This is a genomic window from Bacillus sp. FSL K6-0042, assembly GCF_038006685.1.
GTDB classification, from domain to species: Bacteria; Bacillota; Bacilli; order Bacillales; family Bacillaceae_G; genus Bacillus_A; species Bacillus_A pseudomycoides.
Genome location: NZ_JBBOVS010000001.1, coordinates 2,648,838 through 2,674,489, shown reverse-complemented (window position 1 = coordinate 2,674,489; position 25,652 = coordinate 2,648,838). Strand labels below are relative to the sequence as shown.

Below are 25,652 nucleotides of genomic sequence, written 5' to 3'. Positions count from 1 at the left end.
GTCAAATCATGTTATTTGAGTGTTAAATTCGTAATGAATTATGAATTTAAGGTATAATATAATTTGGTGAATGAACAAAATTATATTGATTTATATTATGTCAGTAATGCGAATCAATAATGAACTTTTTGTATTTATTTTGAAAAAGTGTTGAATAAACATTGTATTTCATATTAATATTTTTATGTAGATTTAAACGTGAAAGAGAGTGGAACAGTATGGGCCGTAAATGGAATAATATTAAAGAAAAAAAAGCATCAAAAGATGCAAATACAAGCCGCGTATACGCTAAATTTGGACGTGAGATTTATGTAGCGGCAAAACAGGGTGAACCAGATCCAGAATCAAACCAAGCTTTAAAAGTGGTATTAGAGCGTGCAAAGACGTACAGTGTACCAAAAACAATTATTGACCGTGCAATTGAAAAAGCAAAAGGTGGTTCAGAAGAAAACTATGACGAACTTCGTTATGAAGGATTTGGACCAAACGGATCAATGGTAATTGTAGATACACTTACAAATAACGTGAATCGTACTGCAGCAGATGTACGCGCTGCATTTAGTAAAAATAGCGGTAACATGGGTGTGAATGGATCAGTAGCATATATGTTTGATGCGACTGCTGTTATTGGGCTTGAAGGAAAAACAGCAGATGAAGTGCTTGAAATATTAATGGAAGCAGATGTAGACGCGCGTGATATTCTAGAAGAAGAGGAAGCAGTTATCGTTTATGCTGAACCTGATCAGTTCCATTCGGTACAAGCAGCGCTTAAGGATGCTGGTATTACTGAATTTACAGTTGCTGAGCTAACAATGCTTGCACAAAATGATTTAACACTTCCAGAAGATGCACAAGTACAATTTGAAAAAATGATTGATGCATTGGAAGATTTAGAAGATGTTCAACAAGTGTACCACAATGTTGATTTAGGTGAATAATATATAAAAAAGAGACCTTTTGTTATTTATAACAGAAGGTCTCTTTTCTTATATTATGTAAGTAAAAGTGTCTAGTATGATGTGTAATCGGTGAAACTAGGTAAGGTAGTAGGATATATATAGTAAATACATATTGATTACAGGAACGTTTGTTTGGTAATATGTTTATATTGCTCAAATTGTATTATTGTATTAATTTCTTTAGAAATGCTGTAGAAAAATTTTAGGGGGGAACCAGCTAAATCTGAAAATATGCCAGGTGATATAATAGAAGAAGGATGGATATGTGATTTTTAAAGCGATTCATCTGAATATATATATCCATTTTGATTTCCAAATATATAAGTCGCGGCTATGCAAACAAACTCTCTTTGTTTGCACGTGACATGGGGATAAAAAAAGTACTGACCGCTTCTATACATGATCAGATTCTCTCTCCCAACTAAAAAGAAGAGGATTATGTCATTTTTTAAGTTGAATGTATATAGAAGTTTGCTACTTTTTCTGCTAGAATATGTATTTTATAGCTTACAACATTGTAAGGTAAGTGTAAGAGAAATCAATTGGGGATTGCTTTGAGAAACAGTATTCTTAATGTAAAGATTATATGGTTGTAAGGAAAAGAGGTGTGCATAATGAAAGAACGAGTACTATCTAAAGTTAACTATCATCAAAAAGTTTCATTCAATCCAATTACAAAGTTTCTTTATAAAGCTATTATTTTATTATTACTACTTAGTTGTACATTATTATTCATAGGAAATGTAATGATTGAAAGAAGTGATATTAGTAAGCTACATGTACCTGCTAAATTAGAGGTACCAGAATCTCTGGCTCACGCATTTATTGCGACAGAAGATAAAAGGTTTTATCACCATAACGGCTTAGACTATATAGCAATTGTTCGAGCTTCTATTGAAAATATAAAAGCTGGTGGTATTGTACAGGGCGGAAGTACAATTACACAGCAGCTTTCCAAAAATGCTTTTTTATCTAATGAACGTACATTTTCTCGTAAATGGAAAGAAGTTTTTTATACAAAAAAAATTGAGCGAACATTTACTAAAGGTGAGATTTTGAAATTATATGTAAGCAATATTTATTACGGAGAAGGTGCATGGGGGATTGAAAAAGCATCCAAGCTATACTTTGGCAAAACGGTAAATCAATTAACATTAAGTGAGAGTGCAATGATGGCTGCTGTTGTGAAAGCTCCTGCTTATTATTCTCCTGCTCAAAATTATGACAAAGCAGTAGAAAGACGAAATGTTGTTTTGAAATTAATGGAACGAGAAGGATATATTAGTCATGATGAATATGTGCAAGCAATTAGTGAAAAATTAGTAATTCGTCATGACATTTTAACTCAGCATTCATTGCAAAAAGTAGCTCGTGAAAAAGCGGTAAGTTAAAAGTGAAGTTCCATAGGGGAACTTCACTTTTTTTTGAATAAGACTGCCAAAGAAGAGACACAATATTGACACATTTGTTGTGTTTTCGGAAATTATGTGAGCGTGTTCATTGCATGATGTATAAAAGTATTGATATCATGTGTAATGTGTACAACAATGTATACAGAATATGAATTTAAAGAGGAATGTATATGAAATCATCAAATAAAATCATGGCTCTTGGTATTGTTTTTTCTATTGCAGTGTTAATTGTAATTGGAACAGTTGCGTACAGTATCATAAATGACAAAAAAGATAAAGGGAATGAAATGTTTGCTTATTCCACGCAGCAATCTTTAGGTAAGGAAGATGCACCCGTTAAGGTTGTTGAATTTGGGGATTTTAAATGTCCAGCTTGTCGAACTTGGGATACGACAGTATTACCTCGTTTAAAAGAGGAGTATATTAATAAAGGGAAAGTCCAGTTTTATTCCATTAATTTTCCGTTTGTTGGAAAAGATTCTAATTTAGGTGCAGCGGCTGGTGAAGCGATTTATAAACAAGACTCAGAATCTTTCTGGACATTTTATGATGAAATTTATCAAATTCAGAAGAAAGATACTGAAGAATGGATTACAGAAGAACTGCTTCTTAATATAGTGAAGGAAAAACTTCCGAAAGTTAATATAGAACAGTTTAAAAAAGATTTACATAGCAAAGAAACCCAAGACAAAGTACGTAAGGATTACGATCGTGCACAAAAATTAAAAGTACAAGGTGCTCCTTCAGTATATGTAAATGGGAATCTTTCAAATCCTGATTATGATAGTATGAAAAAGGCAATCGATAAAGAATTGAAAAAGTGATGATTATTCATCACTTTTCGACTTTTTTCGATAAAATTCTTGCTTGGGCTTTTATTACATGCTATACTATTTTACATAAGTTATTTCAATATCTTATGTTTTTTCATATTTGCGGGTGTAGTTTAGTGGTAAAACAAGAGCCTTCCAAGCTCTGGTCGAGAGTTCGATTCTCTTCACCCGCTCCAGATATTATTTCATATTCTCATAATAAATTGTGATCAACGCAGTGTTTCGTTTCTAGGATAAACGAGGCATTGCGTTTTTTAATGTTTGGAAATGAAGATTTTATGCGAAAATAGAATTAAGGACTATGATTACGAAGTGGATTGCTAACCATCAGTAGGTGATTACTTGTTTGATGAGGATATGTATTCATCGTAGAAGGAGGCAAAGCATGAATTTTGAGCAATTAAAGCAAGATGTTATAGCGTATAGTAAAACAATTGGAATAGATAAAATAGGCTTTGCGAGTGCCTCACCATTTGAAGAATTAAAACAGCGTTTAATTCAGCAGCAACAATTAAATTATCAGTCTGGTTTTGAAGAACCTGATATTGAAAAAAGAACAAATCCACAGTTACTATTGCCGGGAGCAAAATCAATTATTGCAATTGCATTAGCGTATCCATCAAAGTTGAAAAATGCACCGTTAAGTAAACGAGGAGAAAGACGTGGTATTTTTTGCCGGGCATCTTGGGGACAAGATTATCATCTTGTTTTGCGGGATCGCTTGCAAAAATTAGAGGCGTATTTAATTGAGAAGCTTCCTGATATAGAAGTGAAATCAATGGTAGATACGGGAGAATTGAGTGATCGTGCTGTTTCAGAGCGTGCTGGTATTGGATGGAGTGGTAAAAACTGTTCCATTATTACGCCAGAATTTGGCTCTTATGTGTATTTAGGAGAAATGATTACGAATGTACCATTCCCGCCGGATCAACCAATAGAAGACCAGTGCGGAAGCTGTACAAAGTGTATTGATATTTGTCCAACTGGTGCACTTGTACAAGGAGGACAATTAGATTCAAAAAAATGTATTGCTTTTTTAACACAAACAAAAGGATTTCTTCCAGAAGAATATCGGGATAAAATTGGAAACCGTATTTACGGATGTGATACGTGCCAAACAGTTTGTCCAAAGAACAGAGGGAAGGATTTTCATAATCATCCAGAAATGGAACCCGATCCAGAGCTTGTGAAACCACTGTTAACGCCATTATTAACGATAAGTAACCGAGATTTCAAAGAAAAATACGGTATTATGTCGGGGTCATGGCGCGGGAAAAAACCATTGCAACGAAATGCAATTTTAGCCCTTGCTCATTTCAAGGAAACCACAGCAACTCCGGATTTAATTAGTGTTATGAAAGATGATCCAAGACCCGTAATTCGTGGGACAGCAGCATGGGCTCTAGGGAAAATCGGTGGTGAAGGTGTAGGAGAAGCGATTGAAAAGGCGATGGAACGTGAAAAGGATGAAGAAGTTCTTCATGAAATGAATCGTGGTCTTGAAATGTTAGCTGAGAAAAAACAGTAGATAATACCTCTTTTTTTCATATTGTGTAATATGGGGGGGAGAGGCCTATGTTGGTAAAGAAACAGCTTGAACAACAGATGCAACAATTTTTAGCGTATATTACAAATAAACGTGTAGGTGTCGATAAGATTCCTGCTGATTTACTACAAGTATTACAGCGAAAAAGAAATTTGTTTCAAAAACGTGATGCTGAGGTTGTAAAGGCAACAGCAGACGTATCTTTTATAAGACAATGGAATAGTAAGCAATATCAAGAAGTAGATTATCAAGTTCATTTGAAATATTTAGTTCATCATCATGAATTATTCTACATGGAAGAAGAACAATTAGAACGGCGTGTTTATCTGAAAGATGGGCGTATTGTAGAAGATAAAGATATTACAGTGAAAGAAGAAAAGGTCCAAGGGGAAATGTTAGAGCGTGAGATAACGAAAGGAAAGTATGATTCGTATCAATATAATCGCTTAGAAGCTGTCAAATATGCGGAGCGTTGGTGGGATGATCGAAACCCGGCGTATCGTAATTTTCCTGATAATTGTACGAATTTCATTTCACAGTGTCTGCATATTGGTGAAACACCAATGACTGGGTATCCTAACATTCGTAAAGGATGGTGGCAAAGGGAGAATCAGTGGAGCTGGAGCTGGGCAGTTGCTCATTCATTTTATTGGTATTTATCAGGGGCTACAACAGGACTACGTGCTAAAGCGGTAGAAAGTCCAGGAGATCTTCTACTGGGTGATGTAATTGTCTATGATTTTGAAGATGATGGTAGATGGAATCATACAACGATAGTTGTAGCAAAAGATGCGGACGGTATGCCGCTTGTAAATGCTCATTCTGCTAATAGTCGTATGCGTTATTGGAATTATGAAGATTCCAGCAAATATACGCCGCAAATGAAATATAAATTTTTTCATATTATTAATGGGTAGAGATTTTTCACTCAAGTGGTATAATACGTAGTAGACAAAAGATTGAGGTGACTATAACGTGGGAGTACATGTTGTTTTATATCAACCAGAGATTCCAGCAAATACAGGGAATATTGCACGTACTTGTGCAGCTACTGGGACAGAATTACATTTAATTAGGCCATTAGGATTTTCAACGGATGATAAAATGTTAAAACGTGCCGGCCTAGATTATTGGCAGCACGTAAAAATTACGTATTATGATTCGATTGAAGAGTTTTATGAAAAAAATAAAGACGGTGAATTTTTCTATTTAACAAAGTATGGTGAAAAAGCACATACAGCGTTTGATTATAGTAAGGTAGAGAAAGATTATTATTTTGTATTTGGAAGAGAAACAAACGGATTGCCAGCAAACGTAATTGAAGAAAACTTCGATCATTGTTTACGTATTCCAATGACTGACAAAGTGCGTTCTTTAAATTTATCCAATACAGCAGCGCTTTTAATTTATGAGGCATTCCGCCAACAAAATTATCCAGGTTTAGATTTAGAGATTGTATATTAAAATTTAAATGTAATAGCAAACAAAAAGTGATGGGCTTAGGCCCATCACTTTTTGTTTGTACCTGGTTTATCATTATATCCTGAAGTGAAAATTGCAGTAAGAAATGTAAGTGAGACACCTAAAATTAATAATAATTTCATGTGGGACCTCCTTCTTCATATTTTATTTAAAATAATTTTGATCTGAAGTTTATGTAGATTCTATGGAAGTAAAGAAGATATATCCTGTAAGAATGGAGAACAAGTTCCCCGGTATTTTTATTATACCGAATTTTCTTTTAACTTTGGGATGAAATTTATAATGTTTGTAGAAGATTTCATTTTGATTTAAAGAATGTTTAAGGACATCCTCGCATACCTTTTATAATAATCCGATTGAACAAGGAGATGGGGGAGGAGCTATAATGGATATTCTAAAGAAAATTGAACAGCATCGAGAAGCAGAAGAACGTTTACAATGGGAAGGTACGTTTGCGGAATATTTGGAGCTTGTTAAAGAACGACCATGGGTGGCTCAAACTGCACACTCTCGCATTTACAATATGATTAAAGATGCTGGCATTGAAGAAGTAGAGGGTAGAAAAAAATATAATTTTTTTAGCAATCGGCTATTTGGATTAGAAGAAGCATTAGAGCGTCTTGTAGAAGAATATTTTCATCCGTCTGCGAAACGTTTAGATGTTAGAAAACGTATTTTATTATTAATGGGGCCAGTTAGTGGTGGGAAATCAACGTTAGTTACTATGTTAAAACGAGGATTAGAGACATACTCGCGTACAGATCGCGGAGCCGTTTTTGCGATAAAAGGTTGCCCAATGCATGAAGATCCTCTTCACCTAATACCACATCATTTACGTGATGATTTTTACGGTGAGTATGGTGTAAGAATTGAAGGGAATTTGTCACCATTAAATGTGATGCGTTTAGAAAAAGAATATGGAGGAAGAATTGAAGATGTAATTGTAGAACGTATTTTCTTCTCGGAAGATCGCCGGACAGGAATTGGTACATTTAGTCCTTCAGATCCAAAATCACAGGATATTGCAGATTTAACAGGGAGTATTGATTTTTCTACAATTGCAGAATATGGTTCAGAGTCAGATCCACGTGCATACCGTTTTGATGGAGAGTTAAATAAAGCAAACCGTGGTATGATGGAATTTCAAGAGATGTTAAAATGTGATGAGAAATTTTTATGGCATCTATTATCTCTTACACAAGAGGGGAATTTCAAAGCGGGGAGATTTGCACTTATTTCAGCAGATGAATTAATTGTAGCCCATACGAATGAAACAGAGTATCGCTCCTTTATTTCTAACAAGAAGAATGAGGCGTTACATTCAAGGATTATTGTAATGCCGGTTCCATATAATTTACGGGTGAGTGAAGAAGAACATATTTATGAAAAGATGATTCATGAAAGCGATGTTGCCAATGTACACATTGCGCCGCACACACTTCGCGTCGCAGCAATGTTCACGATTTTAACACGCTTGAAGGATCCGAAGCGCCCGGATATTGATTTAATCAAAAAGATGCGTTTGTATGACGGAGAAATGGTAGAAGGTTACAATGCAATTGATGTAGAGGAATTGCAGCGTGAATATCAGGATGAAGGTATGAGTGGTATTGATCCGCGTTATGTCATTAACCGTATTTCTTCTACTATTATTAGAAAAGAAGTACCATCGATTAATGCGCTTGATGTGTTACGTTCATTAAAAGATGGGTTAGATCAACATCCATCTATTAGTAATGAAGATCGGGAGCGCTATATGAATTTCATTTCATTAGCACGGAAAGAGTACGATGAAATTGCCAAGAAAGAAGTACAAAAAGCATTCGTGTATTCGTATGAAGAATCAGCTAAGACGCTTATGGATAATTACTTAGATAACGTTGAGGCATATTGCAATAAATCAAAATTACGTGATCCATTAACAGGTGAAGAAATGAGTCCAGATGAAAAGCTGATGCGTTCTATTGAAGAGCAAATTGGTATTTCAGAAAATGCAAAGAAAGCGTTCCGAGAAGAAATTTTAATACGCATTTCTGCTTATGCTCGTAAAGGAAAACGTTTTGATTATAACTCACATGAACGCCTTCGCGAAGCAATCCAGAAAAAATTATTTGCTGATTTGAAAGATATTGTGAAAATTACAACATCCACGAAAACACCAGATGAAAATCAGCTGAAGAAAATTAATGATGTTGTAGCACGCTTAATCGATGAACATGGCTATAATTCTTCATCAGCAAATGAATTACTTCGCTATGTAGGTAGCTTGTTGAATCGATAGTTTGATAATAAAACGCTGTCTCTAATGAAAGCAGAGGCAGCGTTTTTGTATCTATGTAAATTTAGGCTAAAAAAACGCCATAACCCCTATTCTTTTTAGTTGGGAGCGAGGATTCAGCCAAGCATAGAAGTGGTCAAATCCTTTTCCTGTCCCATGCCAAGTAAGAACAGAAAGAGAAAACGAGTGAATTCACCTTTTCTTCTTCGCGTGAGCGACTTATATGTCGAAACACTAAAGTGAATTTATATATCTAATTGAAGTAATGGGATTTTACTAGTGAACGCCTCGTTTTATGTATGGACTTGTCCAAACATAATAAATTAAGGTGCAATTTCATGAATTTATTGTCAATTATTTTTACAATACGCATATGATAGAGTAACCAACCATTCATATAGAAAAAGCCAACACAATACAATATGTTGCAGAGTGGAAAAGTGTGCAACAATGAATTGTGTTTCTTTCTTATCAGCTAAAGAAATTTCAATTTAAAGTGAATGTCAAAGTTTTTGTTAAGGAAGTTCGGAGCAATACGTAAAAAAGCTATGGGTGCCTTATGATTATGGAAAAAGTAAGTTCTAATGAACAGATACTTTTTAACGATTCTTGTTGCTACATCATAACCTCAAATTCGTATATTACTGTTTATTAGAGAAAATAAGGAAAATTACAGTAAGGAGGGAAAAAGATGGGCGAAGAAAATCAACCAAATTATACAATTTCACAGGAAAACTGGTCCCTCCATCGCAAAGGACATGACGATCAAAAACGCCATCAAGAAAAGGTGCAAGAGGCAATTAAGAATAACTTACCAGACCTTGTGACAGAAGAAAATATCGTGATGTCTAATGGTAGGGACGTTGTAAAAATACCAATTCGGTCTTTAGATGAATATAAAATTAGATATAACTACGATAAGAATAAACATGTTGGGCAAGGAACTGGTGATAGTAAAGTTGGCGATGTGGTTGCAAGAGATGGGTCAGGTGGTCAAAAGCAAAAAGGACCAGGAAAAGGGCAAGGTGCAGGGGATACAGCTGGAGAAGATTATTATGAAGCAGAAGTATCAATTTTAGAATTAGAGCAAGTATTTTTTAAAGAGCTAGAGCTGCCTAATTTAAAGCGGAAAGAAATGGATGAAAATCGTATTGAACATATTGAATTTAATGACATTAGAAAAACAGGATTATGGGGAAATATTGATAAAAAACGGACGATGATATCAGCTTATAAACGAAATGCGATGAATGGAAAGCCTGCTTTTCATCCAATTCGTCAAGAAGATTTGAAGTTCCGAACATGGAATGAAGTGTTGAAGCCAGATTCCAAAGCTGTCGTATTAGCAATGATGGATACGAGCGGATCAATGGGGATTTGGGAAAAGTATATGGCGCGTAGCTTCTTCTTTTGGATGACAAGATTCTTACGTACAAAGTACGAAACGGTAGATATAGAGTTTATTGCGCATCACACAGAAGCGAAGGTCGTGACAGAAGAAGAGTTTTTCTCAAAAGGAGAAAGTGGTGGAACAATCTGTTCCTCTGTTTATAGAAAAGCACTTGAGCTTATAGATGGCAAGTATTCACCGGAACGCTATAATATTTATCCATTTCATTTTTCAGATGGAGATAACTTAACATCAGATAATGCTCGGTGTGTGAAGCTTGTGCAAGAATTGATGAAGGTATGTAATATGTTTGGGTATGGGGAAGTAAACCAGTACAATCGTTCATCATCTACCCTTTTTTCTGTTTATAAAGACATTACTGATGAAAGGTTTAGGTATTATATATTGAAGAATAAGAGAGATGTATTTAATTGTCTCAAAAAGTTTTTTTGTAAAGAAAATGAAATGTACATCTAACTATTAGTTATTGAAAGGCAGATAGGAGATCAGGAGGTTTGGATTTTTTGAGAAAATGGAGTATTGCACCTGAAAATATTAAAATAAGCTATTCTTTCCGCATAATTATAGAAAGGATAGCTTATTTTGGTGTTTCATTATATCTATTTCGTTGTTATGAAGATGTTTTAAGATTTATACCTAATGATAAAGATTTTTTGACACAGTTGTAGCCCTTTTGTAAGAATAGAATTAATATATATAATAAAAAAAGATTAATTTATTAGGAAGATGTACTTCCCTATACTCTTTCATTTTTTGCATCAAAACATAACCTTAGAAGTAGGAGTATAAAACCAATTAATCTTGATTAATTGGTTTTATACGGTTCTATAGGTAGTTTTTGAAATGTTGTATTTACATCTTTACTTGCAAGAGACATAATATAACGAGAATCGCTTCCTTTTTTTTCGCATATAATATTTATGTCAAGTCCTTCTGACATCGACGTTTGAAATGGATAGGAAACATCTAACTTCTGTTTTTTATATCCCTCATCTTGTAATTTGTATATCCATACTTGCTGAGTACTTGTTTGAAAAACCATATAGTCTTGAAATGCATACATTAGTCCAATGTTATTATTGGTATCGCCATCAATTCCATCTAATTGAAAAGGTTTAACATCTTTAGTTTCCATATTCACAATAAAGTAGGATTCTGGATACCACTGATCTGGTGATGGAAAAGTAGCATAGAAAATTTTATTTCCTATAATTCGAATATTGTTAATAAATTTGTGAGGAATAGGATACACAAGTGTTTCGCCACTTTTAAGGTCATATAAGTATAAGTTAGTTGTATTACCATCTCCATCTGAATACACTAATTTCCCTTGATTCATATGACTCACGGAATAAGCTGAATCATACGAATTTGTCGTAGCAATCGTTTTTACTGTATCATTTTTCAAATCATATACTTTTATATAACCTAACTTTTTAATAGGATCAATTTCTGTCCAAGTTACAAAATGTTGATACAAGTTAGCATCTATTGGTGCGTTTGTTTCATATAATTTTTTGTGTTTACCATTATGTATGTTTTTTACATATAAAATGGATTGACTACCGAATTCATCCGTATCAGTCCATAATATCCAATCCTTGTTAGCTTGCTGACCTTGCATATTAGGACTTTTTAATTTCGATTGGAAGACTTCTTTTACCTCTTTATTTACGTAATCATATTCTATTAATTTATTTGGCATACCGGACTTACTGCCATCATCAACAGTCATATACATTACTTTATTGGAACTAGATGGTAAATAAAAACGATTGTAATCAGGTGAAAATTTTGTGAATATTCCTGTTTTTTCTTGTTCTATTTTGCTAATACCTTTAGAAGTATCTTTAGTTACATTACATGCACTCAATATTGTAAAGCATATTAAACTAATGGATAAAAAAAGACTTCTTTTTACCATAACATTGCAGCATTACCGCCCTTTTTATCTGCAATAAGAACAGCCTTTCCAACACCTTTAGTAGTTCCATTTCCGATATTTTCCTCGTAAGTTCCGCCAAAAGCAGTTCCGTTAGCAACAATATGATTTGCATCTACAATTCGCATTGCATTTCTTGAGCCAAAATACCCACTAACAGTAACATAATGACGATAATTTTTCGGTGCCTTACTATAGCGATTCATGTTTTCTGTTTCCACTAATAAAATAGGGGCATTTGTTCGGGAGCTGATAGATGCCTTAACACGGGATTTTAATAATCCAATAGGATTGGATGAACCTTCTATATCTCCTAGCTTATAAGGAGTATCGGCAAAATCAAAGTCATGCCTATACTGATTTATGGCTTTTGCAAGTCCCGCTGATGTAGAAGCTTTCATATTGTCTGTTCCAGCAGTAAAAGCAATTTTTTCTTGAGAAGGAAGAGAAAGACCTATACCACTATCTGTTTTATGAAAACTTAAGGATTGTCGTACTGAAGCTGGTCCACAATAATAAAATTTTACTTGTTTATTCTGTTCTACTGGAATAACATAATCATCATTTGGTTGTTTCATACGATGAAGTTGTTTTTTTTCTTTTTCTTGTATCTTTTTATCTGCTTCTTTTCCCAGTTCATATAATTTTCTCGCTTCCTCAGTATCTTTATATGGGTCATCTAGTAATGCACCAGTATTTTCAATATTTTGTGCTGCAAAACTGGTACTAGAAGGTAGAAAGAGACTCATTGCTAAAACTCCCATACTTAATCCTTTAATAATAGGTTTCATATCGTATCTCCTTTATTCATAATATAATAATATTTTAGGTAAAATGGTATATTATAGCAATTACATCTCCATGAATATGCATAATTGCATATTTATGGAGATGTAATTCATCCAAGATTATTATGCAAAAAGCTGACTCCTAAATTAGGAACCAGCTTTTTGTATAGTAATATATAGTTTTTAGAAACAAACTTTTATATTTATTTCAACAATTCTTTAGATATACGTTGTATATCTGCTTTAATTTCAGTTTTTTCTTTGATAGTTAGAGCTTTAAATTTTGGTTGTTCTTTAGCCGATTCAAAAGGCTTTACAGGTGGTGGTGGTGGACCGTAAGGGTCTGGAAGTGTCTTGTTATCCCAGAACATTACTCCCTGTGCTCTACCGGCTTCATCATTTGGTTGATCAAAATATGAATCAGCCCAGCCTTTATATTTATCGCCATGATATATAAGTGCCGCTCCTTCTGCAGTCGCTATTAATTCGATTGGTATCGTAGCTGCTCTTGCAACATATCCAAAATGTATATTTCCTAAATCTTCACCTTTCATCAAATAACCATTAAAGATATATTGTTTTTTTCTTCCTAATTTGGTTTTATAATCCCATTCACCACCAGGTCTTACTTTTTCTGCAAAGGCTAATCCTACACTTGTAGGAAATGTTCCCTCTTCTTTAGCTTTTTCAGCTGCATATGCCATAATCAGTGCATTCCTTTTTAAAATATAAGAAAAACTTGAAGTCATCTCATTTGATGGAACAGTTTGTGCAAAAGCAGTACCACCACTTGATAAATAAAACATTGATAAGATGCAAGAAATAAGGAATAACCTTTTCCACATATACATACCCTCCTTTTTTTTCTTTCTATATATTTATAATGCATATTTCTTTATATGTAAATTTGTATATAAAAATAATTGCTCTTTTTCTAAAAATTGTTATATTATATTCGAGAATTGTAAATCAATAGAAAAGGAGTTTTATTATGTTTAAGTTGCAAAAAAAAATTTATAGTATTTTAATGTTTGTAGCTGTTTTGTTCTTTTTTGTGATAAATGTTCATGCTGAAGAGAATGAACATATTGTTCCTCTAGAGAAAGCTACTCAGCAGGCAAAGAATTACTTTGGAATTATTAAAAAAAATTCGGATTCAAATTGGAAAGATAGTGAATTACTATTAGATCGCGCCTTATATGATACACATAAACAATTAACAGCGTATTTGTTTGTTGTATATCAATCTCAAAAGGAGAATGGATTTATTATTGTAAGTGCGAATAATAAAATTCCAGGTGTATTAGAGTCTACAAGAAAGGGGAATAACCCTTATTACGGTGTAGATAAAGGGAATAGTATTTATGTAGGACCACTTTCGTATTTTCAGAAAGCTACTAATGAAAACTCATATAGAGACCTAAATACTAATAAAAAATTAAGTCAAGAAGCTCTTGAAAACGTTAATGTATTATCTAATTCAGAATCTATTTCTACTAAAAACAAAAGCTTGTATAAAGCAAACAATCTAATGCAAAAAGGGAGTATACCTAATTTTAACCATAAATATATATCAAATGTTCCAGACTTTGAATGGACTCACGGATGTTTACCTACAGCCTATGCAAATGTTACTGTTTATTGGGCAAACAATGGATTTCCACGTTTAAAAAGCAATCGAACAGATTATGAAACCTATATTCTTGATACCTTCCCGAAACTAATGAAAACGGATGCTCAAGGAAATTCATTTGGTCATAATGGTATAGCTGGTGCGAAAGAATATTGGAACAAAACAGGGAAATATTCTATTTCGATTAAAGAATATAAGAATAAACCTGTAAATCCAAACATTTTTAAAGAATATAAAAAAGAAATTGATAAAAATAGACCGGCAATTATCACAACTCAAACACACCCTATTTACAATAATCATGCTGTAACAGGCGTTGGTTATGAAGAAATATTTGATCCTGCAGAAAAGGTATGGTATCGTACAGCGATTGTTCATGATGAATGGTTAGCAACTCCACAGGACCATTATCTTGTATGGACTCCTGATATAGATAGCTTTTATTCTGTTATTCCAGGCGTTGATTTAATGGGGTGGATTTTAGATGGTAAAAATCAATGGCGTTTTTATGAGTCACTAGGTGTAATGAAAACTGGTTGGGCTCAAGATAAAGGAAATTGGTACTACATGGATGGATCGGGTGTAATGAAAACTGGTTGGGTTCAAGATAAAGGGAATTGGTACTACATGGATGGATCGGGTGTAATGAAAACTGGTTGGGTTCAAGATAAAGGAAATTGGTATTACATGGATGGATCGGGTGTAATGAAAACTGGCTGGGTTCAAGATAATAATAAATGGTATTATATGAATACCTCAGGTCAGATGTTAGCAAACGGTTGGATTACTGACAATGGAAAATCTTATTATCTTAGAGTAGATGGTTCCTGGGATGAAAGTAAAACTTTATAATAATGTATATAAAGGCTATTTCCTATGATGAACTGTACCCTATAAAATGGACAGTTTAATAAGCTATATGTTTTTATGAATGTGGATAAGGAGCTAGTTCCTATAAGAGGAGCTAGTTTTTTTATGTAGCAATGTTTGATTGAGCTCATTATACGTATTATTCTAAATATGCAATTCTGCATATTTAGAATAATGACATTGTTATAATATACCATTTATCGTAAAATTTAGTTGTTTGATGAATTTCTGTGTTAGCTTATGAAATTAGATTACCAGCTACTTAATTAGAGGTAATAAACAGATACAAGAAAAAATTTGAATGTAATTTGGTAGTTAAATAAAAGCACTTTAATTAGGAAAAAATAATTAATATATTGTAATATTATAAAATTATGTTATTATATACTAGAAATGGAAAATACAAAAATTGGAAGGTGGAAATAAAATGAAAAAGAAAGCGATTACTTTTGCGTTGTCATCCATGTTAGCTGTAGGAGCATTAGTACCTATTACAGCATCTGCTAAGGAAAGTTGGTCTTATGGTTATAATAAGGATGGAATGTTTCATTATTCTGTATATGGACATAGTATTTTTAATCATTCTTCAGGAATTACACGTGCGAATGTAAATTATAGAAGTACAATTGCGCCTCCTGGAAAAGCTGCTGTAAAACATCTACCATATAATGGCCCATATAATGTAACTTATCAAAAGTATATTAACTAAATTATAATACTTTAATTATCAAGGGGATTTATATAAACATATAAATCCCCTTAAAACTATTATTTAAGGAGTAATTCAATGATTCAAATAAAGAATATGAATAAAACTTTTCTTGATAAGACTATTTTTAATAACTTTAATTTAGAAGTAAAAGCAGGTGATTTTATTGGAATATATGGGAAGAGTGGTCAGGGGAAAACTACATTATTAAATATAATTGGTACATTGGAAAAACCAGATTCCGGAGAAATTTCAATAATTGGCAGAAGCATAGACTCTAAAAAGACTAAAAGGCATTTATTGCGCAACGAGATTGGATTTATATTCCAAAACTATGCGTTGATAGATAATGAAACAGTAAATAATAATTTAGAAATTGCACTAAAACATAAGAAAATGAGTAAGCAACAAAAAAAAGAAGCAATATATTCCGCATTAAATGAAGTGGGGCTTATGAAGTATGGAGAAAAAAAAGTACATACCTTAAGCGGAGGGGAACAACAACGTATTGCAATTGCTAGATTGTTACTTAAAAATCCCAGCATCATTTTAGCGGATGAACCAACAGGTTCATTAGATAGTGAAAATCGTGATATTATTGTTTCTTTATTTCAAAAATTACATCATCAAGGAAAAACAATTATTGTAGTAACGCATGATACTTCTTTATCTTATCTATTTTCAAGAATCATTCAATTATAAGAGAAAGGTTATAATATGAAAAAATTAATATTTCTTCTATGTACTATTACTTTTACAATTGTGAGCTTTTTATCGATTAAGCAGTTTGAATATTTAGAGTTCCAATCCTTTAATTATGATAGAAATCATTCTCATGAGAATTGGGATGTGGAGATAAAAGGAGGCAACACTTCTAAAAGTAAATTAGAAAATTTTCAAATGCTTACCGAGATTTCTAAGCAAGCTAAGGTGAATTTACAAAGAATGTCACAAGAGACTGGAGCAAATAAAAAAGAGAAACTTGTATATTATGTCGCATTATATGATTCCAATACATATTTTCAAAATATGAAATTAAAGAAAGGAAAATTTTTAGATCAAAATAGTGATTCAAATGTGTTCCTTTCTACTATACCAACTCACGACAAAAATCAAGTTGGTCAATTGGAAATTTTCCACAACTTCGATCCAATAGAAATTCGTCCAATGATTGCGGCAGAAAAAGTAAGAGATATTAAAGGCGTATATACTCTAAGTAATACTAAAAGTGTTAAAAAATTTGAAGAAATTGCTACAGACTATGGATTTTCATTAAAAATAACAAAAAAAAATTCCCCTACTTCTTCCAATGAATATCCATATCAAAGTATGATATACACTACATGCTTTGTTTTATGTTTGTTACTATTACTTTCTATAACTTATGACGTCATGAATAATTATAAGGCTATTGCTATTCAATCTATGCATGGAGATAGTTTTTTCCACATTGGAATGTATTTACTCCAAAGATACGGAAAAATCATTTTAAGTTCTTGGATTCTAGTAAGTATAGGATTATTAATATATCTACAATCTTATAATGAATATCAAAAACTAATACCATTTTTAAATTTTTGGATAAAAAATATTATGTTCCTATTCTTAATTATAGGAGTAATTTTAATTATTACTTGGATTGGAACTAAAACTATAAATATCTCGCAAATGATAAAAAATAAAAAGCCTATGAAATTATTTTTTTATACCAATCTTGTTACTCGTTTCTTATTAGCTATATTTCTAATTCTAGGTTTACAACAAGGTATTGCTACATTTATAGAACTGAAAAAAACAATTGATCAACAAAGCAAATGGAAAATACTGAAGAATTATTCATTTCTAGGAATTGAGGCCGGTACTGATAATACAATTGACATCAACGATGAGAATGGATTGGCTCGATTTCAGCAATTATATGAAGAACTAGAAACTCAAGGAGCCATATATATATCCCCATCCAATTATTATCTAAATCAAAAAATTCCAGAATTAGATCCTAATCCTTGGGGAACTGAAGGAAGGCAGGTCGTAATTAATAATAACTATTTATCCTTAAATCCAATATATGATATTCATAATAAGAAAATAAAATTGCCATCACCAAACAAATCTGAAATAACAGTATTAGTACCTGAAAGATATACCAAACAGCAAAAAGAGATAAAAGAAACAGTAAAAAAAGATTACTCAAAGATGTTAAACAAAGAGAATCCTGATTCAGTTGACGTAAATATATTATATGTCAAAAATAATCAATCTTATTTTACATTTACATCACAAATGGCTGAAGATACAAATTATGAAATTACAGATCCAATTTCTGTGATTTTAACGAATAAATTTGAACAAAATTATATAGCTAGTACAATTGCTATGGGATATGGGTACTATACTAAAAATAGTACGGAGGATAATCCTTTTGAAAAAACAAAACAAACGATTAGAAAATATAAATTTGATAGTATTTGGAGTCCTATATCTGTTGCATATTCAAATGTGGAGATGAAAGTACAAAATGATATTGAGAAGATGCAATTAACTATCATTAATTGTACTTTACTATTACTGTTAATGGCTGTACTACTCTTTTTCTCTGCCATATATTATTTGGAAATGTTTAAAAAATCGCTTGCGTTACAATGGATTTTTGGATACAGTTTCTTTGAAAAACATAATATTGTTTATCTTGCCTTATTAGCCTTTTGGCAAATGTCCTTTACAACGTGTTTCTTTATTTCTAACAATAGTTGGTTGTTATTCAAAATTAGTTTAGTGCTAGCTATTTGTGATATTTTATTAATGAGTATTTTGTTAATTTTAAGTGAATATAAAATTACTAAGCAAATATTAATAGAAAAATAAATTGAGTTAAGTAAAGTGGGGATATATTTGTTACAAAAAAAACATCTAATTTTAATAAGTGGTTTAGTGATTTTGAGCTTTGTATTCTTAGGAGGATATTTTTTCTTTGATACTAAAGAGAAGCAAAGAAATGGAAAAACAAAATCATCTGACATACAAGAAGAAATGTCAAAAACACCTAATGAGAATAAAATTACAGAAACAAATAATAAAAATATAAACACGAACAAACATTATTTTGTGTATTTAAGACAAGAGAATGGAAATTCAGATACTTCGTTCATTCCAGAAAAATTAAATCCTGGATTTGATAAAACTGAGAGTACAAATATAAGTGTTTCTTTTGATGATAATGGAATCCCTGTGAAAGATGAAAAGATGATTCTTATTTACAATAATAAAATATCAGAAAGTAATAAAGAAAAGATTAAAAAAATAGTAGGTGAACAAAATTATGCTGAGGCTCTAAAAGAAATTCAAGAAAGAATCGATGAAACAAAAGCCACTAATTATAAATCAACCTAGTTATTTAAGAAGAAATTTAGTTAATAATATAAGCCAAATGCCTTAAAGTATAGGCATTTGGCTATTTTTGTATTTGAATTCACTTAGTATAAGAGAGTCTGACATTTTTAAAAGTATGTTCACAAAAAGGACTAGGAAGTATATTACGAGTGTTTGACAAAAATCCTTAATTAACAGGATCTCGATTCAATTATTAGGTATGTTAATGCTATGCTTTTAACAATACATACAGTTAATATAAAAATAAAGTTCATTAAAGTAAAGGAACTATCGGTGAATATTCTGTTAACAGTAAAATGATACACACAATAGAATTTGAATTTTGTAATTTCCTTTTTGTTTACAGATTTCAATTCAAACGTTCAAAAAGATAAATGATATTTGTGTGAAATAGTCTGATGTTTTGCTTATATCTTCGTATATAATTCAATTACAAATTCATCTTTTCTTTGCCAACTTTTTTTTCTTAAATATGTGACCTTTTCAAGCACTGACTTAAGAAGGCGATTTTTCTTTTCTATATCTTCGGTCGCATAGTATGCTTCTAATACATTTTTAATTTTGGGAACAAACTCATGTATATGTTTTTCTTTTTCTAATACATGCTTAATTTCGTGCTTAAGTTGTTCAATTTCTTCTTGGGTAGTTTTTAAACGTACTACAATTGATTTTTGTCGTTCTAAAAAAGTCTCAATATCATATACACCATTCTCCAATAAATCATGGAGTCTATTTTTTTGCTTTTGTAAATCGTTAATTTGTTGTTCTTTTTTTTCTAAAGCCCTTTGTTGTAGCAGAATATTATTTTTTGAGTTCTTTTTTTGTACCATGTTTTTTTGTATCTCAAAGCTTTCAATAATCTGTTTTAATCCATTAAGTATGCGCTGTTCAACAAGTAGTAAGGACGCCCCTTTTTGAACACCTTTACAAGATGGTTGAACACAACGAACTTGAGGATTAGGACGATCTTTTCGTGGTTGATAAAGCATGGAGTGACTACATAGTTCACATAATAAGATGCCTGCCAATGGATTAGAAAGCTTTTTTGTTTTTATTGTAGGAGGTCTCCAGCGTTTACTATGAGCCATATTAGCCTTTTGAAATAGATCTTCTGATACAAGTGGGGGATGAGCATGATTGTGTCGTTGCCATCTTTCTTTTGGTACTTTTTTACGAATGTATTTTCCATTTTGTTTGGTGTAGCGTATTTTCCCCCAAATGATGTGACCCAGATAGACTTCATTTTTTGTAATAGATGAGATAGTTGAAGGATTCCAATATTCACCTTCGGGAGGAGAAATACCTAATCGGTCTAATTCTTGAGCAATTGCCTGTCTTCCCATTCCATTTGCCATTAATTCGAAAATTCTTGGTATAATCCAATTTTTTTCAGGATCAGGATAAAGTTTTAAGTTATTATCCCGTAAGTATCCATAAGCTGGCACGCGAGAGATAGATTTCCCTTCTTTTGCAGAAACACTTCTACCACGCTGCATACGTTTAACAATTGTTTTTAATTCTTCTCGAGCAATTAAAGATTTTATACTAAAGGTTAACTCTTGGTTTTCATCATTGGGATCAATAATTTCTGTTGGAGTAATAATGAATGTTTCTGAGTAGCGAAAGACGCGATAAATAGTTCCTTGATCTACCATATCCCCCCGACCAAGACGATCTAAATCCATTACTAAAACTGCATCAGCGATACCTGATTCTACTTCGCGAAGAAGTTTTTGCATCATAGGTCTTTCAGATATGTATTCACCAGAAACAACTTCTTCAAAAATATCAATTATATTATGATGCTCTTTATGAGCGAGTTCTAATAATTGAGTACGATGACGTTCAAGTGTATCGTAATGTTGTCCATGTTCCATTGCCTTTTTTTCTTCTTCAAGATCTTTTCGACTTTTACGTAAATAGATGAATACATCAAGTTCTTGTGGACGGTACATTCGTTTCACCTACCAGCTTGTCTATTATTATTGTTATGAATATGTATAGCTAACTTGTCCTATGAAAATGATAGTTCGTCTTTTTTCTTGCCTTGCATACATATAGTGCAAGGGGGGATATGATGAAAGAATTTCAATTTGGTAATACAAAAGTCATTATTCATTCACCACTTGCAACAATGAAAAAAGAAGAACAAAAAGAATGGTTCCAACAAGAATGGGAAAAGAAAAATCCAATTTTAAAGTCTATAGTTGAAGCGGCAGTAAGTTGCCAAGAAGATGAAAAATAAAAAGAGCATTCTCTTTTCTTAAGAGATATGCTCTTCTTTTTTGTTTTAAATTATTCATTAACATAAACAATTGTTTTTTATTGTGAATAGTCTTTTTAGTTTTGTAAATAATAATCCTGATCATTGTTATTGGAGGTAGGTGATACCTGAGATAGATAAATACCTTTTTCTAAGGTTTCTAATAGATAGTATCCAAATGCTTCATTCTGTTGTATCAAGATATGTAAGAGAGCGCTTGCCCGAGCAATTCTATATTTTGTTTCATCCTGTATTAATGAAAAGTTATCCATTGTAATGAGATGAAGTTCGTCTTGCAGTTTTTGTAGTAGTGAAAGTTGAATAGTATCTGTCTTTCCTGTTTCAAGATTACTTAAATAAGCAGGTGATACACCAAGTTGTTTTGCAAATGTGTTCAATCCAATTCCTTTTTGATTACGAAGTGTACGAATGTGTTTACCAAGTTCATTTATCATAAAATTAACCTCCGACAATTTATTGAAAGGGATAAAAATAATGAAAAAGAAAAAAGAAATTACAATCACATCAGTTAGTTATGTTCACGATCCAGAATCGGCAAAAAGATGGTTTGAAGCCTATATAGAAATTGTTAAGAAAGAATTAACAAAAGCAGTCGAAAAGGACTAGCAAACATTTTTTATACATACAGTGTAAATAGAACACCATGAGAGGAGGGCTTGAATTGAAGACCGTTGCATACTATCGAAGTTCAATTGATTTACAAGAAAATTCTATTGAAATGCAGCAAAATTCAGTTCTTACTCGCTCCATCGATATGGCTTTGATTATTGATGAAGAGTATATTGACGAAGCAATATCAGCTCGAAAAGTAAGTTTGAAAAAAAGACCAGCTTTACAAAAATTATTGCAAGATATCAAGAATAACAATGTAGGAACCTTATTTTTATTTAAACGAGATCGACTAGCTCGAAATGTAATGGAGTATTATGAAATTTACCAAATACTAAGAAATAAAAATATAAATGTTGTTTTAACTGCACCAAATGAGCCACCGATGTACTATACACCGATTGGTGAATATCTCGAATTAATTATGGCGGGCATGGCTCAACGTGAAGGTGAACAAATTATTGAACGTTTAAAGCAAACATTAAAAACTAATTTTCAAAGTGGGAAAAATCCTGGACGTCTTCCATATGGTTACAAATGGAATAAAGAAACAAAAGAAATTGAACTAGTTGATGAACAAATACAAATAGTAAAAATGATTTTTCAAGAACTTGTAGCAGAGAAGTATGAATCTCTAAAAGAACTTTGTAATGTGCTGGGGTTAAAGGGAAATGGAAAGTCTTGGACCTCTACGGATATTAGGAAAATTGTATTGAATCCAACATATGTTGGATTACGCACAATGACTATTTTTGGTGAAGACGTCACTAGTAAATATGAAAAACTTTCTATTGTTGATAAAGATATATGGAAGAAAGCATGTAGTACTGTTGCCATTTTATCTCCTCCAAAAACTAATCAAGATTATGTATTTGAACAAGTATTTTTTCCATTACAGGGATTGCTAATTTGTTCGGAATGCAATGGATCATTACAAAAAGTTAGGGCTAGAAAAAAAGAAAACTTAAAATACAAATGCTTAAATCATTCTTCTGTTTATGTTCTGAGAAGTGTAATCGAACCGCTAGTCTTTGAACGCTGTAAGGAATATTTTCATAGCCTACTTACTTCCCATTTTCATGAGTTATTTGAGCGATATGAACAAAATGCTAAGAAACAAGTGAATCGAAAAATACAAACTATTGAAAAGAAAATCCAGTTTATAAATGAAAAATTGATTGCTAAAGTAGATACGTGGTATCACGAAATAGAAATACAACGTAAGGAACAGAATGAAATTGAAATCATGACGTTGTATGACGAACTTGCAAAATACAAGCAAAAAAAAGAACAGGTCATTCAAGAATTAAGTAATTTAGAACAATTACGTAAAAAAATAAACAAGTATGAATGCTCTATGGCGTTATCCTATGACGAGATAAAGGATAATCAGCAATTAGGCTTCTTTTTTCAAGATTTAATACAACAAGTAAATATTGATGGGAAGCAATGTGAAATTATTTTTAAACACCCATTTTTACGAACTCAAGAGGTGTTGACACCATGAAGCTCTCCCATATATTAAAGCCAAATATGAAGGCTGCTTTTTACGGACGACATTCTACAGATAAACAAGACATGGATATGCAAATGAATTCTGTTATGGAAGTGATTCGTAAATATGATTGTATTCATACTCATTCCTTTCTTGATAAGGCTGTTTCAGCTCGTAAAAATAAACTCACCAGTAGAAAAGAACTTGAAAACATGTTCGAAACGGCGAAACGACAAGAATTTGATTTTGTAATTGTTTATAAAAGTGATCGTCTTGCCAGAGATCCTCTTGAACATCAAACCATTCGTATTGTCATGAAGACACTTGGTATTCCTATTATTATTAGTTCGACTGAGGGTGTGTACAATACTGATAATGATTTGATTGTAAAACTCATGGAAGATGGTTTTACTAAATATGAAGTAGATACCATTATTGCAAGAACACGATCGGGACTAGAAAACAAAGCAAAACAAGGAAAATGGCTTGGTGGAAAACCACCATTTGGTTACACATATGATAAGAATAGTGGGCATTTTATTGAATACCCCGAAGAGCTTGGTTATGTAAAAGAAATTTTCAGCTTATATTTAAAAGGTCACGGTTTTCAGTACATTGCTAATACATTTCCTAAGGGTTCCCGCCGTGGAAAAGGTTGGGGTAAAGAAAATATAAAGGCGATTGTGCTAAATCCTTTTTATTGTGGTTTGATATCATGGCGAAGACAAACCGATGGAAAACTAAATGCGCGAGATATTTGGATTGAAGCACCTAATCATTATGTAAAGCCAATCATTCCACGAAATACATGGGAAGCATGTTGGCGTATATATTCAGAGAAACGTAGTGGAAATATGGTACCTAAACATTACAAAACGAGTTTTTTACTTCAAGGATTGCTTTCTTGTGAAAAATGTCATGCATTAATGAGAACAAAGAACCAACAGACAGTAAGTTCTACAAATAAAAAATATGGTGGAAAAATTTATTTCTGTTCTAACTGTAAAGTAAGAGTAGATGCAGACCTCCTTCATGATAAAGTAGTAAATCAAACCCTTACTGATGTGAAAGTAAGTGGTTTTCATAATGTGTATCGTGCTATAGAAAAAAAAATTCAGCATGAAATAAAGGAATTAAACCACAACATTCAAAAGCATCAACAACTGTATGAAAACTACACCATCAAACTTCAAAATATTACAGAAGAACTCAAACAACGTATGAAAAATAATGATGATAAGCGTCTTTTGAAGTCTTTAGCTATTTATCGTTTAGATGTACAACGAAAATTAGATACAATAACACAGCAAATAAACGAGTTTAAAAAGCAAATTACTCTCAAAGAAAAAGTTGAGAAAAGTAAAGAAACATGGCTACATACCTTGAACGAAGTATTTCAAGATGATGTAAAACTTCAAGAAATAAGTGACATGGATAAAAGAAGATTTTTACTACCTCTAATTCAGTCTGTATCTGTTAAAGAGAATAAAAAGCGTAATGAGTATGATATTTCATTACAATTACGCACAGATTTTTCGAAACGTGATGTAAAGAATCAAATCAGCTTGATTTTGTAGAACAGCTATCAAGATTGGTGGCTGTTTTTTATTGTTTGTGATATCGGTTTTTAGGTGGAACTGTAGATAGAAATTTTGCTTTTACTCGGTGATTGGGAGGTAGTGGTATACCACACATCCCCAATCACCGAGTTTGAGGCTCTTGTGAAAGAGCCTATATCTTAAGGATAAAGGGTTTGTTTTTGTTTATTATTATGTACATTAATTTTAGGAAGTAAACATAGTCGGTAATAAGGTGTAAAAAAATATGTTGAGAATGAAGTATTTCGGTAATTGGGTACATAGTCATAAAAAATTTGTATTTATTAAAAATGTAAGCATTAGAAATAACTATCATATTTGAAAATAAATGGATAAAATATTGTTATAGATAATTATTTTTTTGTACGAATATCAATTCGGTGTTATAGAGAATTAAGAGAGAGGAATTAGAG

General features: G+C 32.2%; 22 protein-coding genes and 1 tRNA gene. 18 read left to right on the top strand and 5 right to left on the bottom strand.

Annotation, left to right across the window (positions count from 1 at the left end; all coding sequences use genetic code 11):
* Nucleotides 1–218: 218 nt before the first annotated feature.
* The 9 genes from MHH45_RS13665 (at nt 219) to yhbH (ending at nt 10,377) form a co-directional block, all read left to right on the top strand.
* Nucleotides 219–938, top strand: coding sequence for a YebC/PmpR family DNA-binding transcriptional regulator (locus MHH45_RS13665; RefSeq protein WP_016113013.1), 720 nt, complete (start codon nt 219–221; stop codon nt 936–938).
* 635 nt (nt 939–1,573) lie between these two features.
* Nucleotides 1,574–2,350, top strand: a complete 777-nt coding sequence (locus MHH45_RS13660; RefSeq protein WP_016113014.1) for a transglycosylase domain-containing protein — start codon at nt 1,574–1,576, stop codon at nt 2,348–2,350.
* A 191-nt stretch (nt 2,351–2,541) separates the two neighbouring features.
* The gene (locus MHH45_RS13655; RefSeq protein ID WP_140386070.1) at nt 2,542–3,195 is read left to right on the top strand and encodes a DsbA family protein; all 654 of its coding nucleotides are present in this window, start codon (nt 2,542–2,544) and stop codon (nt 3,193–3,195) included.
* 111 nt (nt 3,196–3,306) lie between these two features.
* A tRNA-Gly gene (locus MHH45_RS13650) sits at nt 3,307–3,380 on the top strand.
* A gap of 209 nt (nt 3,381–3,589) precedes the next feature.
* A complete protein-coding gene (queG, locus tag MHH45_RS13645; RefSeq protein WP_016113016.1) occupies nt 3,590–4,732 on the top strand; it encodes a tRNA epoxyqueuosine(34) reductase QueG in 1,143 nt (380 codons plus the stop codon).
* Nucleotides 4,733–4,779: 47 nt separating this feature from the next.
* Nucleotides 4,780–5,667 carry an amidase domain-containing protein gene (locus MHH45_RS13640; RefSeq protein WP_088094215.1) on the top strand — a complete coding sequence of 296 codons (888 nt, stop codon included), beginning with the start codon at nt 4,780–4,782 and terminating at the stop codon, nt 5,665–5,667.
* Between the two features lie 58 nt (nt 5,668–5,725).
* A complete protein-coding gene (gene trmL / locus MHH45_RS13635; RefSeq protein ID WP_016113018.1) occupies nt 5,726–6,214 on the top strand; it encodes a tRNA (uridine(34)/cytosine(34)/5-carboxymethylaminomethyluridine(34)-2'-O)-methyltransferase TrmL in 489 nt (162 codons plus the stop codon).
* Nucleotides 6,215–6,617: 403 nt separating this feature from the next.
* Nucleotides 6,618–8,513 (top strand): PrkA family serine protein kinase, encoded by a 1,896-nt coding sequence (locus tag MHH45_RS13630; RefSeq protein WP_088094214.1) that lies wholly within the window; start codon nt 6,618–6,620, stop codon nt 8,511–8,513.
* Between the two features lie 688 nt (nt 8,514–9,201).
* Nucleotides 9,202–10,377, top strand: coding sequence for a sporulation protein YhbH (gene yhbH / locus MHH45_RS13625; protein WP_088094213.1), 1,176 nt, complete (start codon nt 9,202–9,204; stop codon nt 10,375–10,377).
* A gap of 349 nt (nt 10,378–10,726) precedes the next feature.
* Here yhbH and MHH45_RS13620 read toward each other — a convergent pair whose 3' ends face one another.
* From MHH45_RS13620 to MHH45_RS13610, 3 genes are all read right to left on the bottom strand, one after another.
* Nucleotides 10,727–11,794: a hypothetical protein gene (locus tag MHH45_RS13620; RefSeq protein WP_140386068.1), complete on the bottom strand. Its 1,068-nt coding sequence runs from the start codon at nt 11,792–11,794 to the stop codon at nt 10,727–10,729.
* Between the two features lie 44 nt (nt 11,795–11,838).
* A complete protein-coding gene (locus tag MHH45_RS13615; RefSeq protein ID WP_088094211.1) occupies nt 11,839–12,654 on the bottom strand; it encodes a C39 family peptidase in 816 nt (271 codons plus the stop codon).
* A gap of 200 nt (nt 12,655–12,854) precedes the next feature.
* Nucleotides 12,855–13,496: a polymorphic toxin type 44 domain-containing protein gene (locus MHH45_RS13610; RefSeq protein ID WP_170927948.1), complete on the bottom strand. Its 642-nt coding sequence runs from the start codon at nt 13,494–13,496 to the stop codon at nt 12,855–12,857.
* 146 nt (nt 13,497–13,642) lie between these two features.
* Here MHH45_RS13610 and MHH45_RS13605 point away from each other — a divergent pair, with 146 nt between their 5' ends.
* The 5 genes from MHH45_RS13605 (at nt 13,643) to MHH45_RS13585 (ending at nt 19,253) form a co-directional block, all read left to right on the top strand.
* Nucleotides 13,643–15,136, top strand: a complete 1,494-nt coding sequence (locus MHH45_RS13605) for a C39 family peptidase (protein ID WP_088094209.1) — start codon at nt 13,643–13,645, stop codon at nt 15,134–15,136.
* 445 nt (nt 15,137–15,581) lie between these two features.
* Entirely contained in the window at nt 15,582–15,863 is a 282-nt protein-coding gene (locus tag MHH45_RS13600) for a hypothetical protein (protein WP_088094208.1), read from the top strand.
* A gap of 78 nt (nt 15,864–15,941) precedes the next feature.
* The gene (locus MHH45_RS13595; RefSeq protein WP_088094207.1) at nt 15,942–16,565 is read left to right on the top strand and encodes a putative bacteriocin export ABC transporter; all 624 of its coding nucleotides are present in this window, start codon (nt 15,942–15,944) and stop codon (nt 16,563–16,565) included.
* A gap of 15 nt (nt 16,566–16,580) precedes the next feature.
* Nucleotides 16,581–18,728, top strand: a complete 2,148-nt coding sequence (locus MHH45_RS13590; RefSeq protein WP_088094206.1) for a DUF1430 domain-containing protein — start codon at nt 16,581–16,583, stop codon at nt 18,726–18,728.
* Nucleotides 18,729–18,755: 27 nt separating this feature from the next.
* Nucleotides 18,756–19,253 carry a hypothetical protein gene (locus MHH45_RS13585; protein WP_088094205.1) on the top strand — a complete coding sequence of 166 codons (498 nt, stop codon included), beginning with the start codon at nt 18,756–18,758 and terminating at the stop codon, nt 19,251–19,253.
* Between the two features lie 407 nt (nt 19,254–19,660).
* Here the strand turns inward: MHH45_RS13585 and MHH45_RS13580 are convergent, their stop codons facing one another.
* A complete protein-coding gene (locus tag MHH45_RS13580; RefSeq protein ID WP_088094204.1) occupies nt 19,661–21,208 on the bottom strand; it encodes a recombinase family protein in 1,548 nt (515 codons plus the stop codon).
* A 122-nt stretch (nt 21,209–21,330) separates the two neighbouring features.
* Between MHH45_RS13580 and MHH45_RS13575 the strand changes: the two genes are divergently transcribed.
* The gene (locus MHH45_RS13575; RefSeq protein ID WP_018765635.1) at nt 21,331–21,498 is read left to right on the top strand and encodes a hypothetical protein; all 168 of its coding nucleotides are present in this window, start codon (nt 21,331–21,333) and stop codon (nt 21,496–21,498) included.
* Between the two features lie 95 nt (nt 21,499–21,593).
* Here MHH45_RS13575 and MHH45_RS13570 read toward each other — a convergent pair whose 3' ends face one another.
* Nucleotides 21,594–21,971 carry a helix-turn-helix domain-containing protein gene (locus tag MHH45_RS13570; RefSeq protein ID WP_088094203.1) on the bottom strand — a complete coding sequence of 126 codons (378 nt, stop codon included), beginning with the start codon at nt 21,969–21,971 and terminating at the stop codon, nt 21,594–21,596.
* 40 nt (nt 21,972–22,011) lie between these two features.
* On the opposite strand from MHH45_RS13570, the gene MHH45_RS13565 reads away from it, so the two are divergent.
* Genes MHH45_RS13565 through MHH45_RS13555 form a run of 3 tightly spaced genes read left to right on the top strand, consistent with a single transcriptional unit; the run spans nt 22,012 to nt 25,218 of the window.
* Nucleotides 22,012–22,143: a hypothetical protein gene (locus MHH45_RS13565; RefSeq protein WP_283936160.1), complete on the top strand. Its 132-nt coding sequence runs from the start codon at nt 22,012–22,014 to the stop codon at nt 22,141–22,143.
* Nucleotides 22,144–22,198: 55 nt separating this feature from the next.
* A complete protein-coding gene (locus MHH45_RS13560) occupies nt 22,199–23,653 on the top strand; it encodes a recombinase family protein (RefSeq protein WP_088094202.1) in 1,455 nt (484 codons plus the stop codon).
* A complete protein-coding gene (locus MHH45_RS13555; protein ID WP_088094201.1) occupies nt 23,650–25,218 on the top strand; it encodes a recombinase family protein in 1,569 nt (522 codons plus the stop codon). Before MHH45_RS13560 ends, MHH45_RS13555 begins: the two co-directional genes overlap by 4 nt.
* Nucleotides 25,219–25,652: the final 434 nt, after the last annotated feature.

What these genes read in the sequence shown, in the direction of transcription:
- MHH45_RS13660 (WP_016113014.1), top strand. Translation starts at nt 1,574, where the DNA reads ATGAAAGAACGAGTACTATCTAAAGTTAACTATCATCAAAAAGTTTCA.
- MHH45_RS13610 (WP_170927948.1), bottom strand. Translation starts at nt 13,496, where the DNA reads ATGTGGAAAAGGTTATTCCTTATTTCTTGCATCTTATCAATGTTTTAT.
- MHH45_RS13630 (WP_088094214.1), top strand. Translation starts at nt 6,618, where the DNA reads ATGGATATTCTAAAGAAAATTGAACAGCATCGAGAAGCAGAAGAACGT.
- MHH45_RS13665 (WP_016113013.1), top strand. Translation starts at nt 219, where the DNA reads ATGGGCCGTAAATGGAATAATATTAAAGAAAAAAAAGCATCAAAAGAT.
- MHH45_RS13640 (WP_088094215.1), top strand. Translation starts at nt 4,780, where the DNA reads ATGTTGGTAAAGAAACAGCTTGAACAACAGATGCAACAATTTTTAGCG.
- MHH45_RS13575 (WP_018765635.1), top strand. Translation starts at nt 21,331, where the DNA reads ATGAAAGAATTTCAATTTGGTAATACAAAAGTCATTATTCATTCACCA.
- MHH45_RS13555 (WP_088094201.1), top strand. Translation starts at nt 23,650, where the DNA reads ATGAAGCTCTCCCATATATTAAAGCCAAATATGAAGGCTGCTTTTTAC.
- yhbH (WP_088094213.1), top strand. Translation starts at nt 9,202, where the DNA reads ATGGGCGAAGAAAATCAACCAAATTATACAATTTCACAGGAAAACTGG.
- MHH45_RS13595 (WP_088094207.1), top strand. Translation starts at nt 15,942, where the DNA reads ATGATTCAAATAAAGAATATGAATAAAACTTTTCTTGATAAGACTATT.
- MHH45_RS13600 (WP_088094208.1), top strand. Translation starts at nt 15,582, where the DNA reads ATGAAAAAGAAAGCGATTACTTTTGCGTTGTCATCCATGTTAGCTGTA.
- MHH45_RS13570 (WP_088094203.1), bottom strand. Translation starts at nt 21,971, where the DNA reads ATGATAAATGAACTTGGTAAACACATTCGTACACTTCGTAATCAAAAA.
- MHH45_RS13580 (WP_088094204.1), bottom strand. Translation starts at nt 21,208, where the DNA reads ATGTACCGTCCACAAGAACTTGATGTATTCATCTATTTACGTAAAAGT.
- MHH45_RS13615 (WP_088094211.1), bottom strand. Translation starts at nt 12,654, where the DNA reads ATGAAACCTATTATTAAAGGATTAAGTATGGGAGTTTTAGCAATGAGT.
- MHH45_RS13655 (WP_140386070.1), top strand. Translation starts at nt 2,542, where the DNA reads ATGAAATCATCAAATAAAATCATGGCTCTTGGTATTGTTTTTTCTATT.
- MHH45_RS13590 (WP_088094206.1), top strand. Translation starts at nt 16,581, where the DNA reads ATGAAAAAATTAATATTTCTTCTATGTACTATTACTTTTACAATTGTG.
- MHH45_RS13605 (WP_088094209.1), top strand. Translation starts at nt 13,643, where the DNA reads ATGTTTAAGTTGCAAAAAAAAATTTATAGTATTTTAATGTTTGTAGCT.
- MHH45_RS13565 (WP_283936160.1), top strand. Translation starts at nt 22,012, where the DNA reads ATGAAAAAGAAAAAAGAAATTACAATCACATCAGTTAGTTATGTTCAC.
- queG (WP_016113016.1), top strand. Translation starts at nt 3,590, where the DNA reads ATGAATTTTGAGCAATTAAAGCAAGATGTTATAGCGTATAGTAAAACA.